Here is a 14,192-nt window from a genome sequence, read left to right on the forward strand (position 1 = left end):
ACCATTTCCAGCGCCGTCATAGCGCAACCCGCCGATGCCGTGCGATAACGCGGGCCGTGTGGGGTGACAGTGCGGGCGCTTTGTCATAGACGCCGCCGCGCTCGTCATACATGCGCGCCACCTGATCAGCGATGCCATGCGCCAGATCGGCGGGGATTGCCTCGTGTGTATCGCCATAGCCTGCCGGATATGTGATGCGCAGACGCCCGCCGGGTGTGGTGGTGAAGTGCAAGCGGGGATAGCGCCCGCCCTCTAACCAGTAACCGGACGTGATAGGCGTTGCCGTGCCGTCCTGCTCGATCAGTTCAACCGTGGCCACAGCGTCAGCCGCGACAGGCCCGACAGGCAGGCGGATGCAGTTACCCGGCCCTTGGTCTGTGGTGGTGGTTATGGTTTGGCTTAGAAGGGCAATATCCGCTTGCGCCTCGATCTCGTTAGACGCCGCGATGATCAGGCCCGTGATTGGTACATCTTCTTCATTGCCATCAACCCGACAATGCAGCTTGGCCGCTTCCAGTGTGATTGCTGTTTCTGTGGTTGTGGGTGTTCTGGTGTAGGTCATGGGGTTGTCCCTTTCTTGGCCCGGGTCACCGTGACAACTCGTGACACCCCATAGGGTGTTGTCACGGTTGTCACGCTGGATTGACCACTTTCAAAGAGTGACTTGTCACGGCTTGTCACGGTGTCACGCATCGGCGCACCTCCATGCAAAACCATCAATCACGCGGATGATCTCTTTCTCTTGCAGCGACTTCCACGCCCGCCCGAAGGCTTGACGCGCCGCGCTATCGCTGCCCCCATCGGTCAGGTGGTGACGGTCGCAAGCCTCGCGCCAGTGATCCAGTGAGACGCATTGACGGTTTGTCGGGAAGTCCTCGCCGTGCTTAACCTCGCCATGCGCTGCCAGTGCATCCCCGAAAGCCTGCATTGCGATTAGGGCTTGGCCTTTCAGGCGCGGCGCGCGTTTGGCTGGTGCTTCGGTCGGCTCGACAACCGCCGATGATACCTTGTCGCCATCTTCATCAATCCCAAGGAAAACCGATTTCAGCGTATAGGCAAAGATAGCCCCGCAAGTCATATCGCGTTGCTTCTTCGTCTCGGCCAGTATGACAGCCCCGTCACGGGTCAATTCGATTTCGGTATCTGCCGCCGCCCGCAAGCTGCCACTGCCCCGCGCGCCCTTGCTGGTGTCCTTGCCGCTGTGGTGAATAACCATCACATGCGCCCCGGTCTTGGCCCGTAGAAGATCCACGCTCCGAACAAATGCGCCCATATCTTTGGCGGTGTTTTCGTCTCCGTTGCCCATAGACCGCGCCAATGTGTCGATCACGATCAGCGCCGGGGCGGTGCCTTCTGATAACGCATCAATGAGGTGCTGCGCGTCCTCGCTTGTGCATAGGTCCAGCGTTGTGGACAGCAAGAGAAAATCGGGGTTGTCGTCTATCTGCTCGGCAAGGTCCGGTCGATCCCGTCTAATGGCCTCGATGCGGTTGTTGATCCCCGCGCCACCCTCACCCGCGACATAGACGACAGGGCCGGGGCAGGTCTGACAATCCCGAACCTTATTCCCGTGCCACGGCTTGCCCGCTGCCACATGCAGGGCCAAATCTAGGGCGTAGAAGGTCTTGCCCACGTTGCTTTCCCCGTAGACGACAGAGAACGCCCCCTGATCCAGCCAGCCCTTGACCAGATAGCGCGACGACAAAACCGCCTTGATCTTGCTCAACGGTTTAAGCTGCAAAGATAAGTCAGCCGCCCGCGCATTGGATTTAGGCACGATATAGCCCGCGCCCATCTCGGCCCGGTGCATGGCGTCAATCTCGGCCATGCGGTCGAATCCCCCGTCAGCCATGGTAATCCCCCCCGAAAGTAAGGGGCTGCGGAAGTAGAATTTTCTCGGCAAGATGAACGAGGAGATTTTGAATGAAAATGACCAGATATAGCGAACCCCAGATCCTTGCGATCCTGCGCCAAGCCGAAGGTGGTGTGCCGGTGGCCGAGCTTTGCCGTGAACATGGCATGAGCAATGCGTCGTTTTACAAATGGCGTGCGAAGTATGGTGGCATGGATGCATCCATGGTCAGCCAGATGAAAGCCATGGAGGAAGAGAACCGCAGGCTGAAGCGGATGTATGCAGATCTGAGCATGCAGGCGGACTTATTGAAGGAAGCCCTCGGAAAAAAGTAACGGGGCCATCTCAGCGCCGCGAGATGGCCGAAACGGCGGTAGAGCGACGGGGCGTCAGCATCGCGCTGGCGTGCCGGGCCTTCGAGGTCAGCGAGACCTGCTATCGTTACAGCCCGAAGCTGAAAGACGAGAACGAGGTGATCGCCGATCTGCTGACAGGGCTGACGGATGCGCGCAAGACTTGGGGATTTGGCCTGTGTTTCCTGCATTTGCGCAACGTGAAGGGGCATCCGTGGAACCACAAGCGGGTCTACCGGATCTACTGTGAGCTGGAACTGAACCTGCGCATCAAGCCGCGCAAGCGGCTGAAACGGGAGAAGCCTGACGTTCTGGCGGTCCCGAACAGACCGAATGTGACCTGGTCCATGGACTTCATGGCGGATCGCCTCGGCGACGGCAGGGCTTTTCGGCTTTTGAATGTGTTGGACGACTTCAACCGCGAAGGGCTGGGGATCGAGGTTGATTTCTCGCTCCCTGCCGAACGGGTCATCCGCAGCCTTGATCGCATTATCGAATGGCGCGGAAAACCGGGCACGATCAGGGTCGACAATGGGCCGGAATATATCAGCGAAACACTGAGAAAATGGGCTGAGAAACATAGTGTTACGATCCAGCACATCCAACCCGGACAGCCCCAGCAGAACGCCTATGTCGAGCGCTACAACCGGACGGTTCGGCATGAATGGCTGGATCAATACATCATCGAAAGCATCGAGGAGGCTCAGGATCAGGCCACACAATGGCTCTGGACATATAACAACGACCGCCCGAACATGGGCATCGGCGGCATCACACCCGCTATGAAACTGAAAATGGCCGCGTAAGTTCTACAGATGCACCCCGTTAAAAAGGGGGCGATTACCCCGCAACCTCTCAATGTTAACCTATGCGGTCAACTTGAGGGTTATTCGTGCTTGTTGGAAGTCACTGCCGACCGCAATAAAGGGGTCAAAAATCTCTGGCGGTTACAGTGTGGTGACACTTAGCGCCCATGCTGCGACTTGAGTAGTAAAACTAACTATAATTTGCATTTTGCAGCGGATACATTGTCCGAATGCATCAATCGAACAAGAAATTGCTTCCCGCGTAACTTCCATCAATAGGGTTTGCTTCAATATCGACTATGTATCTTGTGCGAACGGTCCCGCCGAACGAATTTTGTGCGTCAACATACCCTGCAACTTTGAATCTACATTCACCTTCGAATACCACTATCACGTTGCTATCTCGATAGTTTGGAAAGTCGGAAGTGCTTGGCGATTTCAATCTTCTGGATATTAACTCTTGTGACGCCACGAACGCACCTAGTTTTCCATGCTCATCGTTCAAACAGTTATCTGCCGGATCGTAGCAACCAGAGAGTGCAAAAAAAGCCAGCCCGCAAGGCAAAAACCTCATATAAACCTCTATATTCATATATACGCTAGCCATTTATGTCACGCATTGAATGAACCAAGCTCTTCCACCGAAGTACCTATTCCGTACTGTTTGCACAATGCAGAATCCGTAAGAGTTTTGATCAGTCAGTAGGCTTCAGTGCAACCTCACGCTCTCTGGTCATCGCTTCATATTCCTGAACCGTTCGAGCGGTGATTTGAAAAGCTTTGGCTGTGTCAACGATAGCGTTCTTGTGTGCTGAACCTTTCGCGATTTCATCCCGCAACATTTCCATCACCGCAACCACATCAGGATGCCCGACACCTTTTCCTGGCCTGCCCTGAAGTTCATTGTGTACGGTTGGCGGTATTGGCGCAAACAATTCTGCCAATAATTCACGCTCACCAGCCCCAAGGGCGGGCTGTCCTGATCGAAGCATGATCGCCAGTGCATCACCGGTAACAGCGGGGCTTTTACCCTTGCCACCACGCCACGCAGCGCTTGCACGGCGCACCGCATGGGTGAACATGGTTTCACCAATCGGTTGCTTTCTGGCCTTGCGTAGCTGTCCGGTGACAGCCAGCGCCAACAACTCCAATCCAGCCGGGTTAAGTGACTGTTCGCTGCAAAGGATAGCCCGCAACGGCGCACCTTCAATCGCAACATCAACGCCAGCTTGGGGGCGAATACCGGTAGCCGCGCGCCTTACTGCATGAGAAAATTCGGTATCATAGGGCCGGATCATGCTGGTAGTTCCTGCACTTCGCGCAACATAAATTCTTCAATTCGTTGCATTGGTTCGCGTAAATCATCGGTTGTTATATCACCAATATAACCCGCCGTTACATCACTGGTGTTGCCGCTAATGTGGTTCAACAATCGCTTCAACTTATAGCCTGAAATGTCCAAACTATTTGCAACGGCTGCAAAGGTGCGGCGCAAATCATGCGCGGTCACACGCAACCCGACCATAGCTTCAATGCGCGTGAACGCGCTGCGCAGATCGCCTGAAACTTCATTGTTCGCGTTGCCGAAAACATAAAGGCCGGACACCTCTTTCCGCGCTTCCAAAATTCCCAATAGCTTAGGACCAAGCGGCAACTGGTGGTCATCGCGGTTTTTCGTATCTCGAAAGGTTACGGTTCCACGCTTCATATCTACATCGGTCCACGCAAGCGCGGGGTATCCATCTTCCTTGTTGCCGAAAACCTCCGACAATCTCGCACCGGTCAACAAGATGAAAATCAAACCGTCCCGATGTTCCGCACCAAACTTCAAGGGGGTAAGTTCCTTGTCTGTAAGAAGCGTTTTCACTGCCTCAACCCAATGTGGGATATCTTCGCGTTCAAGGCGCGTTTTCTTCACTTTGGTATCTGCCCACTGCCCGCGCTTCCTAAGCCGATCAACGGGGTTATTCACAATGATCGGCGCGGCATCATCGCTATCAACGTTCACATGGTTCAGCGCGGCCCGCAGGTATCTAAACGCCAGATTAGCTTGCGTTGGTGCATCTGCTGCAAACATGGCGTGACGATCCCTCACCATGTCGCCAGTGATTTCAGTCACAGCTATGCCCATCCAGTCGCTAAAGTGCCGTTGGCAAACTGTGTGAATATCACGGATTGTTCTTGCCTTCTTTAACTTCACACCCGAACCGTAACCACTTCCCTTTTTCTTTGGCGCATCCGCATAATCCTTGAGCGCTTCCGCCAAGGTTATCGTCTGCGCTTCCTGTAATTTTCTTGCCGTGTCTTTTTTCGCCCGTTCAAGGACTGGATCAACGCCGCGATTGAAGTTGTAAGCATGTTCAACAGCTACGTCCTTTGCCTTGCTCAAAGGCTTGAACAGGTCCACACGCCCGATTGTCACGCGGCGCTTTTTACCGTTCACACGACCGTCAAAAATGAAGGTTTTGGCCGTTGGCGTTGCGCGCAGACCAAACCCCCTAGGCGTGTCAAACCAGTACAGCTTTTGTCCGCTTGCTGGATGATCCAGCGCGTTAATCGCTTCCTTTGTGAGTTCCATCTTTGCGCCCTCGCTTACCATGTAACAACTATGTAACCAATGTGTAACCACGCCAGTTAGCAGTCATTGGTGGCTTCAACGGATTTGTTAGGGCAATAACTCTAAGCAAACAAGGCTTTTTATTGATTACACGCGATGGTTAGTGGCAGTTAGTAACCACATGCACCGGATTGCAAATCCGAGTAGACCGGTTCGATTCCGGTACCCGCCTCCAAAATTTAAAGCACTTCATTGATTTTATTATATTTTTAACCTGACAATATCTACTACTCGCCAAAAGACCCGCCATCCTGCTTGCGCTTGATTGCAACTGAATACCTCAGACATTGTTATGAAGTGTTGATACCTGAACAAGATTCGGTAACCTCAATTTTTCAAGACACATTGCACTGGACCTGTCCCGCTTTGATGCCTCCCCAAGTGCTCGTCTTAGCCACCTTTTGTTCGAAAGTGACGGGGCTTTTCTAGCCCGGTGTTAAAATATTCGACTGCAGGTTGTGATAGACACTGTCTTGATCCTCGCGTCGAGTGATCGACAAGTCCTCTTCCGTCAGCGCCACAGCAAAGCCTGCCGCCTGCGGGAAAGGCTACAGAAATGCAGTCCACGGCAGTGACGCAAGCGGGATAAGACCGCTGCCACGTATGATTTTCCCCGTTCCACTTTCGGCCATAATCGGGCATATCTGTTCCATCCAAAGAATGAGGCCCAAAATGCACGATATCCGCGCGATCCGAGAGACCCCCGAAGCCTTTGACGCCGCCCTTGCACGGCGCGGTCTTGAGGCGCTATCCCCCCGGATCTTGGAAATTGATGCCGCCCGCCGCGCCAAGATCCTGGCCGCCGAAACAGCGCAGGCCGCCCAGAATGCGGCATCGCGTGATGTCGGCGCAGCCAAGGCCGCTGGCAATGACGAGGAATTCAACCGCCTACGCGTGCTGGTCGCCGAGAAAAAAGCCGAAGTTGCCCGCCTCAATGAAGGGGCCGCCACCGAGGATACCCGCTTGCGTGATCTTCTAGTCGCAATTCCCAACCTGCCCCTGCCGGTGGTTCCCGATGGCAAGGATGAGGCTGACAACGTCGAGATCCGCCGCTGGGGCACGCCCCGCACGCTGGATTTCAAACCGCTGGAGCATTACCAACTTCCCGCCGCCCTGCCCGGCCTTGATTTCGCCACCGCCGCCAAACTTTCCGGCAGTCGCTTTGTGGTTCTGAAGGGCGCGATGGTTCGGCTGCACCGTGCGCTGGCACAGTTCATGCTTGATACCCACGTCGAAGAACACGGGCTGAATGAAGTCTGGACGCCGGTTCTGGTCAAGGATGAGGCGATGTTCGGCACCGGCAATCTGCCGAAATTTGCCGAGGACAGCTATCAGACCACCAATGGCTGGTGGCTTATCCCGACGTCCGAGGTCACGCTGACCAACACGGTCGCCGGGGATACGCTTGACGAAGCCCAGCTTCCAATCCGCATGACCGCCCATACGCAGTGCTTCCGCTCCGAAGCCGGGTCAGCGGGGCGCGATACATCGGGGATGTTGCGCCAACACCAGTTCGAAAAGGTCGAAATGGTCAGCATTACCACGCCCGAAGCCTCAATGGCCGAGCATGACCGCATGACAGGCTGCGCCGAGGCGATCTTGCAAAAGCTGGAGCTGCCCTACCGTGTTGTGGTGCTTTGTGCTGGCGATATGGGGTTTGGCGCGATCAAGACACATGACCTTGAGGTCTGGCTGCCGGGACAGGATACCTACCGCGAGATCAGCTCCGTCTCGGTTTGCGGTGATTTTCAGGCGCGGCGGATGAACGCCCGCTATAAACCCGCCGCCGGTGGTAAGCCCGATTTTGTGCATACGCTCAACGGGTCGGGGGTGGCCGTCGGGCGTTGTCTGATCGCGGTTCTGGAAAACGGACAACAGGCGGATGGTTCGGTCCAATTGCCGGCGGCGCTGCATCCCTATTTGCGCGGCAAAAGCAAGATCACGGCCGCAGGCGAGCTGGTCTGATAATTCCAGCCCCGCGCGGGAATACCCTGCGCGGGGGTCAACTGCCCAAGATCACCCGCACATAATTGCGCGTCTCGGCATAGGGCGGGATGCCGGAGTGTTTCTCTACCGCGCCCGGCCCCGCGTTATAGGCAGCCAACGCCAAGCGCCAACTGCCGAATTTATTATACATCATCCGCAAATACCGCGCGCCACCCTCAAGGTTTTGATGCGGATCATGGATGTTGACCCCAAGTTTGCGCGCCGTTCCCGGCATCAACTGCGCAAGACCCGTGGCACCGGCATGGGATTTGGCCGTCGGATTCCAGCCTGATTCTTGCTGCACCAAACGCAAGAACAGATCCTCGGGAATCGAATGTTTGCGCGCCACCGCCTTGGCCACCGAAAGATACTGTCCTTTGTAGCTGCCATTGAAACGGGGGATATTGGTGCTTGATGGCACGACGACCGGATTGGGTTGCAAGCGCACAGAGGCCGAATATTGCTTGGAAAGTCGGTTATCCAGCAGCTTTGTCTGGGTTTTGAACACTGTCTTGCGCGAATGCGATTTTCCTGAAAGCACCAGCGCCTCAGCCGCTACAGGGCTGTGGGCCGCCCCCCCCGAAACAAGTGCCGCGACAAACAGAATACCGAAACCACGACGCATAAAACCGTCCATAAACACCCCGACAATGGTGGTAGTCTACAAGATGACGAGGGGTAAAATCTACCCCCACCAAATGCCGCGCCTTCTAGTTGCGACCTCTGCCCAGCCCGCGTATACAAATGCCAACCGTCATGGCCCCGAGAGGCTACGTCAGGCAACACAATTTTGCGCCGCAAGCGGCGTTTCAACTACGGGGGGCCACATGGCTGGATCGGTTAACAAGGTAATCATCATCGGAAATTTGGGCCGCGACCCAGAAGTGCGCAGCTTTGCCAACGGCGGCAAGGTGGTGAACCTGCGTATCGCGACTTCAGAAAACTGGCGCGACAAAGCCACCGGAGAGCGCAAAGAGCGCACCGAATGGCATTCCGTCGCCATCTTTGATGAGAATATCGCAAAAGTCGCAGAGCAATATTTGCGCAAAGGGTCCACCGTCTATTTGGAAGGCCAGCTTGAGACACGCAAATGGCAAGACCAAGCCGGTGCAGACCGCTATTCAACCGAAGTGGTGCTGCGCCCGTTCCGCAGCAATATGACTATGCTTGGCGGCAAGAATGACGGCGGGTCGGGCGGCGGCGGCGGTGGCTATGAAGACCGCGGCGGTTATGAGGGTGGATCCTCGTCTCGTGGTGGATCGAGCGGCGGATACGGCGGCGGCAATGCCCCATCCGGTGGCGGGCGTTCTGACATGGATGACGAAATCCCGTTCTGATTTTCGCGCCTGCATCTATGTAAACTTGCGACGTATATCTATTAAAGGGCTGGCATTTGTCAGCCCTTTTTCATTGCGCGCGCTTCCAATCACCCCGATACACACGCAGATGAAATGCGGGCAGTTTGAGCGCTCTTCGAACAGCAAAATCGAAAACACCCAAACAGCCGGAACATCAAAATAAAGCACTGCCAACGCGGTTGCAGGTGCGCGAAACAACCATTGCGCCTAAAGAAAGATGTGCATGACGTAATAGGTGTCACCACTGGCCCGAAGCGTATTGCCACAGATCGCATTAACCCCATTCGGAAACGGTAAGATAAGCAAGACCAGCAGAAAGCCAAGCAACAGCGATTGCGTCTCAGGGTTCAGGTCGGCCAATAGAAAGCGGGCCGACAGGCAAACCCCAAGATGAACTATCGCCACCACCGCCGCCGTAACAAAGGGCCCGCGCCATGCGCTTTGCAAAAAACGGTCAAGCAGCGCATCATCCTCTATGCGCGCCAAGATCCGTGCCACGATGATCCCGGTCGCCTGCGCCAATTGCATCCCCAGCGTGCCGCCCACCATGATCCACGGACCGATCAATGTCATCCGGCAATGGGTAAGGAATAGGCGATATGTCGCCCTAGTGTGGCGATGAAATCTGCTTTGCGTCAGCCCGGAATATGGCACAAATGACCATCGGTTCGCAAAAGTTGATAAACAAGAAAAGACACCTGAACCGCCGAGGCAATAGCGTTGCCCATCGCCGACCCAACCACGCCAAAGGCCAGTCCCCCCCGTAGCCGTAGATCAGAACGATGCCTGCACAGACATTGATCGGCACCGAAAGGCAGAAGCCATAAAGGGGGATCTTGGTGCGCCAGCAGCCGTTAAAATAGCTGGACAGACATTGGCCGATGGCCTCTCCTAGGCTCCAGCCTTCGGTAACGGGGACGTCTCCGTCAAGTGCTTTTTGACATACGCATCCGACCGCATAGTTGCAGATTTGATGACAGTTGCTTTCTGAGCCGTTCTGCTTTCGCCGCGGCCTTCGTCGGAGATCATCCCGGGTGCATGCTTCGGTCCGTGGACAGCGCGATGGCTGCCAACATGATGCTGGTTCAAATGCAATTCCGATGTGCCTATCTCATAGGTGTGCTCGATGTTGGTCGGCAACAGTCCGGAGCACGGCATTATCGGAACCACGCCTCTGGGGGAACCTCGAAGGCCTGCGGTCAGGCAGGCATCGGTTGGGAATACAATCCGTCAGGTGGCATGGGGCACGGCAGTGTGTGGTCGGAAATCGGTGTCATCAACCCACATCCGGTGCAGGATCACCCCGATACGCCGGGCTAGCGCGACCATGGCGCGCTTACCACCTCTGCGGCGGGAGACTTGCGCTGCCCATGTTCTCAGCCAGGTCGAACGCCCGCGGTGCAACATCACGGTCGCAGCCTGACATAGCGCGCGGCGCAGGTTGACATCACCTGCCTTGGTGATGCCGCCTGAGACATCGCGTTCGCCCGACTGGTTGCGTGATGGCGTCATGCCGACCCACGGGCCAACATTCTTGGGAGATGTGAACCGGGTGGGGTCATCGACGGCTGATCTGTAGGTTAGCGCGACAACAGCTCCCACTCCCGCTGCCCGGCAGGGCATTGCAAAGCAATGGCCCGAGAGGGGGCATCGACATAAGTCGACGACATACAGGGGCATCCTGAGCCATCTGGCGGACAAGGCGTTCCAATACCGCCAGCTCTTGTCGAAGGGACGCACGCGCCCGAAGCATAGGGCCTGTCGCGGCCTCCAGCATCGAATTGCCGTCCGCCAGTTCGCGGATCCGGTGGTCATACCTGCCCCGAGAGATGGCACCAACTTTCAACCCAAAGTTCCGCAACAGCCCACGCATAGACATTTCCAGGGCGATCATACCTTGCTGGATGGCCTTTCGGGCACCGAGCACGGCACGAACTTCTTGCGCCGAGACGGATTTGCAGTGAACGGGCCGGAACCAGCCAAGGTGAAGCAGGCGCGCAATGCCCTCGGCATCCCGCCGGTCCGTCTTGATTGGCATCGCCTTCAGGGCGCTTTTTACCTGGCGGGTTTCCATTAGGATGACATCCAGACCTGCTAACGTCAGCCCACGGTGCAACCATTGCGACAATGGGCCAGCCTCTAGCCCAATGGCGGCAATAGTGCCGTCCTGTTCGCGGGCCCAACGCACCAATTCTTCAGGTTCACTGGCGACCTGCGCTTCTTTCACGATCTTGCCATGCTCGCTGATCACGCAAATTGCGGTCTTTGCCAGCGATACATCCAACCCAACAAACAGTCTCATCCTGTGCCCTCTATGTGGATCCAATACGGGATGGTCGACAAATTGCCCCTGATCTTGCAAGCGGTAACAGGCAGTGTGCAACGCAGGCCCCGTTACGGCATCTCATAACCAAAAGATAACGGCTGCGGCGCGAGCAATTGCTGAGAGGAAGACGGTTGGGGATCTGTCGTAGCGTGTTGAGATGCGTCGCCAATCCTTGAGCCTGCCGAACATCCTCTCAATGTGTTACCTGGCAGCGCATGTTTACATGCGCGAGAAGGCGGTTACGTCGTTTGTAGCGGCGCTTGTCGTACTTGACGGTCTTCTTGCGCGACTTGCGACCGGGGATGCAGGGCGTTGTGCCCTTGTCTTTCAATGCATCTCTGAACCAGTCCGCATCATATGCCACCTCCAAGGGGGCGGTGATGGCCATGACCCGCAGCCTTGCCAAGGGACTTGGGCCGGACATCCGCGTAAATGCCCTGTGCCCCGGCATGATCGACACCGATTTTCACAACGTCCACACCAAGGACGCCGTGCGCCGCAACGTGGAGGCTGCAACCCCGCTCAAACGTCAGGGCACGCCCGATGATGTCGCCAATCTGGTTTGCTTTCTGGCCAGAGATGCCTCGGCATTCGCCACCGGCACCAATCTAGACAACAACGGCGGAATGTTGTTCTCTTGATCCAAAGAGGAGGAGCGCAGATGACCCTTTATCCGATTGTCCCGACTGGCGAGAACACCACCCGCCAGGTGCTGTCTAGTCATCCGGAGCTGATGATCGTGGCCTTCCGCTTCAATAAGGAAGGGGCGATCGGCGCGCTGCATGATCATCCTCACGTTCAGGCAACCTATGTGGAAAGCGGCCGGTTCCGCTTTTCACTGGGCGGCGAAGAACGCGAGGTAGGTCCGGGCGACAGCTTTGTGGTGGCGTCTCGCGTGCCCCATGGATGTGTCTGTCTGGAGCCGGGGCGCTTGATCGACAGCTTCACCCCGCGCCGCGATGATTTTTTATAACCTACAAGGTGGTCGAATATGCGATTTCTAGCGATCGGTGAATGCATGGCCGAACTGGCTCCCGCTGTTACGGCAGATGGATTTAGTTTGGGATTTGCGGGCGATACCTTCAATACCGCATGGTATCTGGCACGACTACGGCCTGAAACCTCGGTGTCGTTCTTTACGGCAATCGGGGCGGATGCGATTTCCCAAAAATTGCGCGATGCCATAACTGCGGGCGGGATTGACGACAGCCATGTTCAGGTCGTGCCGGACCGCACCATCGGGCTGTATATGATCTCTCTCGACAACGGAGAACGCAGCTTTTCCTATTGGCGGAGCCAATCCGCCGCGCGCCAACTTGCGGCGGACCCGCAGGCGCTGGAGCGGGCGATGGATCAGACGGATGTGATCTATTTCTCGGGGATCACCTTGGCCATTCTTGACCCTGCATCGCGTGAAACCCTTCTGGCCGCCTTGCGCCATGCCCGGGCTGCGGGCAAGACGGTCGCTTTTGACCCAAATCTGCGCCCCCGTCTTTGGGCCGATCCGGCCGAGATGACGCGGGTTGTCATGCAAGGTGCCGCCGTCAGCGATATCGCGCTGCCGTCTTTTGAGGATGAGGCAAGCTGGTTCGGGGATAACGACCCCGAGGCCACTGCCGCGCGCTATGCCGATGCGGGGGCCTCAACCGTTGTGGTCAAGAATGGTGCCGATCCGGTTTTCTACCGTCAGGGCGATGTCCATGGAAGCGCCGCCGTGCCCGCCCTACAGTCGATTGTTGATACAACAGCCGCAGGTGACAGCTTTAACGCGGCGATTCTGGCAGGCATGGATGACAACACACCATTGACCCATAGCATCACCCGTGCCTGCCGTCTGGCCGGATCTGTCGTGCAAAGCAAAGGTGCGCTTATACCAGTCGATAGTGACGGGCTTGATCGCTAAAGCGCCTCGGGTTCACGCAGAAAAAAGTTACTGGTCGATACCGAACGTCACCGCGCCAAGGTGAGGTCGCGACGTGAGGATTGGCCCACACACCACTTGCCAGCCATTGTGCGGATGCCGGAACGCGTTGTCTTTATTGATGAAAACAGCGGTCAAAACGAACCTCACCCGGCTGCGCGGTTGGGCCCCGCGCGGCGAACGCCTGACGGTGGCTGCGCCTTTCGGCAGCTGGGGAACCCAGACCCTGATTGCACCTTGGGTGATCAAAGGCGCAATGGACGGTCCTGCCTTCGCGGCCTATGGCCTCAACACAGACCTTCAGCCACGCCTCATCATTCCCGTAAACACGATCTCCCACGCTGCCCCCGGCATGCCCCATGATACTGTGCTCAGTTCTTGCAACCGTTCCGGCCCCGACCAGCTTGGCTTTAAGATTGTGGTGCAAGGAATAAACCACATGCTTGGGGTTTTGGGTTACAGCGCGTAAGTGCTTGTTCAATGCCTGCGAGACAGCGTCGGGGCCCTTCTCACCCGCATACCGAGGAAACAGAAGGGTGCTATCCCCAGCCAGCCTCACGGCTTCCTGCCCTGCGTCCAGAGCCGGCCCGATAAGCGGGACCAGACGGTGGCTAGTCATTGTCTTCACGCGCCTATCAGGGTGCCACTCGACATTGATGTGAGGTGTTGGATGATCAAGGCAGACATCTTCAACACGCCGCCCCACGATCTCGGCATCCCGTGCCTTCCAGCATATACCAAATCAAGACAAGCTCACGTACCCGCACCCTACTTTCAATGCGTTCTCGCATGGCCTTCAGGACAGGCTCAGGCAACGGGTCACGGGCTTCACGAGCGATGGCTGGGGCATTGTCGCCTCCTCGCTTAATCTCAAGAGTCCTGAACGGGTTTGTTACGGTGCCCTGCAGATCGAATTCTAGCAAGGCAAGCTTCACAATCGCCCTCACCATATCCAGCTCTCTGCGGATTGCGT

Annotated in this window: 12 protein-coding genes and 3 pseudogenes; 7 read left to right on the plus strand and 8 right to left on the minus strand. The window is 56.5% G+C overall.

Translation table 11 applies throughout. The features are described from left to right. Nucleotides 1-16 precede the first annotated feature (16 nt). Both EOK75_RS14275 and EOK75_RS14280 read right to left on the minus strand, forming a co-directional pair. Nucleotides 17-562, minus strand: a complete 546-nt coding sequence (locus tag EOK75_RS14275; RefSeq protein WP_137194772.1) for a head-tail connector protein — start codon at nt 560-562, stop codon at nt 17-19. A gap of 123 nt (nt 563-685) precedes the next feature. After that, nucleotides 686-1,852 carry an AAA family ATPase gene (locus EOK75_RS14280; protein ID WP_137194773.1) on the minus strand — a complete coding sequence of 389 codons (1,167 nt, stop codon included), beginning with the start codon at nt 1,850-1,852 and terminating at the stop codon, nt 686-688. Between the two features lie 71 nt (nt 1,853-1,923). Here EOK75_RS14280 and EOK75_RS14285 point away from each other — a divergent pair. Beyond that, nucleotides 1,924-3,011, plus strand: a protein-coding gene (locus EOK75_RS14285) for an IS3 family transposase (protein ID WP_137192138.1) whose coding sequence is annotated in 2 segments (ribosomal slippage) — nt 1,924-2,185 and nt 2,185-3,011 — 1,089 coding nt in all. Because the reading frame shifts where the segments join, the coding sequence is not laid out codon by codon here. A 695-nt stretch (nt 3,012-3,706) separates the two neighbouring features. On the opposite strand, the gene EOK75_RS14290 is transcribed toward EOK75_RS14285, so the two are convergent. Both EOK75_RS14290 and EOK75_RS14295 read right to left on the minus strand, forming a co-directional pair. Further along, complete coding sequence (locus EOK75_RS14290; RefSeq protein ID WP_137194774.1) at nt 3,707-4,309, minus strand: hypothetical protein; 603 nt, start codon at nt 4,307-4,309, stop codon at nt 3,707-3,709. Next, nucleotides 4,306-5,589, minus strand: coding sequence for a tyrosine-type recombinase/integrase (locus EOK75_RS14295; protein WP_168199255.1), 1,284 nt, complete (start codon nt 5,587-5,589; stop codon nt 4,306-4,308). The genes EOK75_RS14290 and EOK75_RS14295 overlap by 4 nt, the downstream gene beginning before the upstream one ends. A gap of 711 nt (nt 5,590-6,300) precedes the next feature. Here EOK75_RS14295 and serS point away from each other — a divergent pair. Further along, the gene (gene serS / locus EOK75_RS14300) at nt 6,301-7,593 is read left to right on the plus strand and encodes a serine--tRNA ligase (protein ID WP_137194776.1); all 1,293 of its coding nucleotides are present in this window, start codon (nt 6,301-6,303) and stop codon (nt 7,591-7,593) included. A gap of 37 nt (nt 7,594-7,630) precedes the next feature. Here the strand turns inward: serS and EOK75_RS14305 are convergent, their stop codons facing one another. After that, complete coding sequence (locus EOK75_RS14305) at nt 7,631-8,239, minus strand: lytic transglycosylase domain-containing protein (protein WP_137195794.1); 609 nt, start codon at nt 8,237-8,239, stop codon at nt 7,631-7,633. A gap of 202 nt (nt 8,240-8,441) precedes the next feature. Here EOK75_RS14305 and ssb point away from each other — a divergent pair, with 202 nt between their 5' ends. Continuing rightward, a complete protein-coding gene (ssb, locus tag EOK75_RS14310) occupies nt 8,442-8,951 on the plus strand; it encodes a single-stranded DNA-binding protein (RefSeq protein WP_137194777.1) in 510 nt (169 codons plus the stop codon). A gap of 228 nt (nt 8,952-9,179) precedes the next feature. Here ssb and EOK75_RS14315 read toward each other — a convergent pair whose 3' ends face one another. The 3 genes and pseudogenes from EOK75_RS14315 to EOK75_RS14325 all read right to left on the minus strand — a co-directional run. Further along, the gene (locus EOK75_RS14315) at nt 9,180-9,545 is read right to left on the minus strand and encodes an MATE family efflux transporter (protein ID WP_137194778.1); all 366 of its coding nucleotides are present in this window, start codon (nt 9,543-9,545) and stop codon (nt 9,180-9,182) included. A gap of 657 nt (nt 9,546-10,202) precedes the next feature. Then, nucleotides 10,203-11,274, minus strand: a pseudogene (locus EOK75_RS14320) (IS110 family RNA-guided transposase). Nucleotides 11,275-11,376: 102 nt separating this feature from the next. Next, nucleotides 11,377-11,656: pseudogene (locus EOK75_RS14325) on the minus strand (transposase); the annotation flags it as partial. Between EOK75_RS14325 and EOK75_RS14330 the strand changes: the two are divergent. The 4 genes and pseudogenes from EOK75_RS14330 to EOK75_RS21875 form a co-directional block, all read left to right on the plus strand. Beyond that, a pseudogene (locus tag EOK75_RS14330) lies at nt 11,646-11,939 on the plus strand (SDR family NAD(P)-dependent oxidoreductase); the annotation flags it as partial. The pseudogenes EOK75_RS14325 and EOK75_RS14330 overlap by 11 nt on opposite strands. A 20-nt stretch (nt 11,940-11,959) precedes the next feature. Beyond that, a complete protein-coding gene (locus EOK75_RS14335; RefSeq protein WP_137194780.1) occupies nt 11,960-12,271 on the plus strand; it encodes a cupin domain-containing protein in 312 nt (103 codons plus the stop codon). Between the two features lie 18 nt (nt 12,272-12,289). Beyond that, complete coding sequence (locus EOK75_RS14340; protein ID WP_137194781.1) at nt 12,290-13,201, plus strand: sugar kinase; 912 nt, start codon at nt 12,290-12,292, stop codon at nt 13,199-13,201. A gap of 139 nt (nt 13,202-13,340) precedes the next feature. Continuing rightward, nucleotides 13,341-13,688: a hypothetical protein gene (locus EOK75_RS21875; RefSeq protein ID WP_137194782.1), complete on the plus strand. Its 348-nt coding sequence runs from the start codon at nt 13,341-13,343 to the stop codon at nt 13,686-13,688. The last annotated feature ends 504 nt before the right edge of the window (nt 13,689-14,192 follow it).

This window comes from Pseudorhodobacter turbinis (assembly GCF_005234135.1).
GTDB classification, from domain to species: Bacteria; Pseudomonadota; Alphaproteobacteria; order Rhodobacterales; family Rhodobacteraceae; genus Pseudorhodobacter; species Pseudorhodobacter turbinis.

What these genes read in the sequence shown, in the direction of transcription:
- EOK75_RS14305 (WP_137195794.1), bottom strand. Translation starts at nt 8,239, where the DNA reads ATGCGTCGTGGTTTCGGTATTCTGTTTGTCGCGGCACTTGTTTCGGGG.
- EOK75_RS14290 (WP_137194774.1), bottom strand. Translation starts at nt 4,309, where the DNA reads ATGATCCGGCCCTATGATACCGAATTTTCTCATGCAGTAAGGCGCGCG.
- EOK75_RS14275 (WP_137194772.1), bottom strand. Translation starts at nt 562, where the DNA reads ATGACCTACACCAGAACACCCACAACCACAGAAACAGCAATCACACTG.
- ssb (WP_137194777.1), top strand. Translation starts at nt 8,442, where the DNA reads ATGGCTGGATCGGTTAACAAGGTAATCATCATCGGAAATTTGGGCCGC.
- EOK75_RS14315 (WP_137194778.1), bottom strand. Translation starts at nt 9,545, where the DNA reads ATGACATTGATCGGTCCGTGGATCATGGTGGGCGGCACGCTGGGGATG.
- EOK75_RS14295 (WP_168199255.1), bottom strand. Translation starts at nt 5,589, where the DNA reads ATGGAACTCACAAAGGAAGCGATTAACGCGCTGGATCATCCAGCAAGC.
- EOK75_RS14280 (WP_137194773.1), bottom strand. Translation starts at nt 1,852, where the DNA reads ATGGCTGACGGGGGATTCGACCGCATGGCCGAGATTGACGCCATGCAC.
- EOK75_RS14335 (WP_137194780.1), top strand. Translation starts at nt 11,960, where the DNA reads ATGACCCTTTATCCGATTGTCCCGACTGGCGAGAACACCACCCGCCAG.
- EOK75_RS21875 (WP_137194782.1), top strand. Translation starts at nt 13,341, where the DNA reads ATGAAAACAGCGGTCAAAACGAACCTCACCCGGCTGCGCGGTTGGGCC.
- EOK75_RS14340 (WP_137194781.1), top strand. Translation starts at nt 12,290, where the DNA reads ATGCGATTTCTAGCGATCGGTGAATGCATGGCCGAACTGGCTCCCGCT.
- serS (WP_137194776.1), top strand. Translation starts at nt 6,301, where the DNA reads ATGCACGATATCCGCGCGATCCGAGAGACCCCCGAAGCCTTTGACGCC.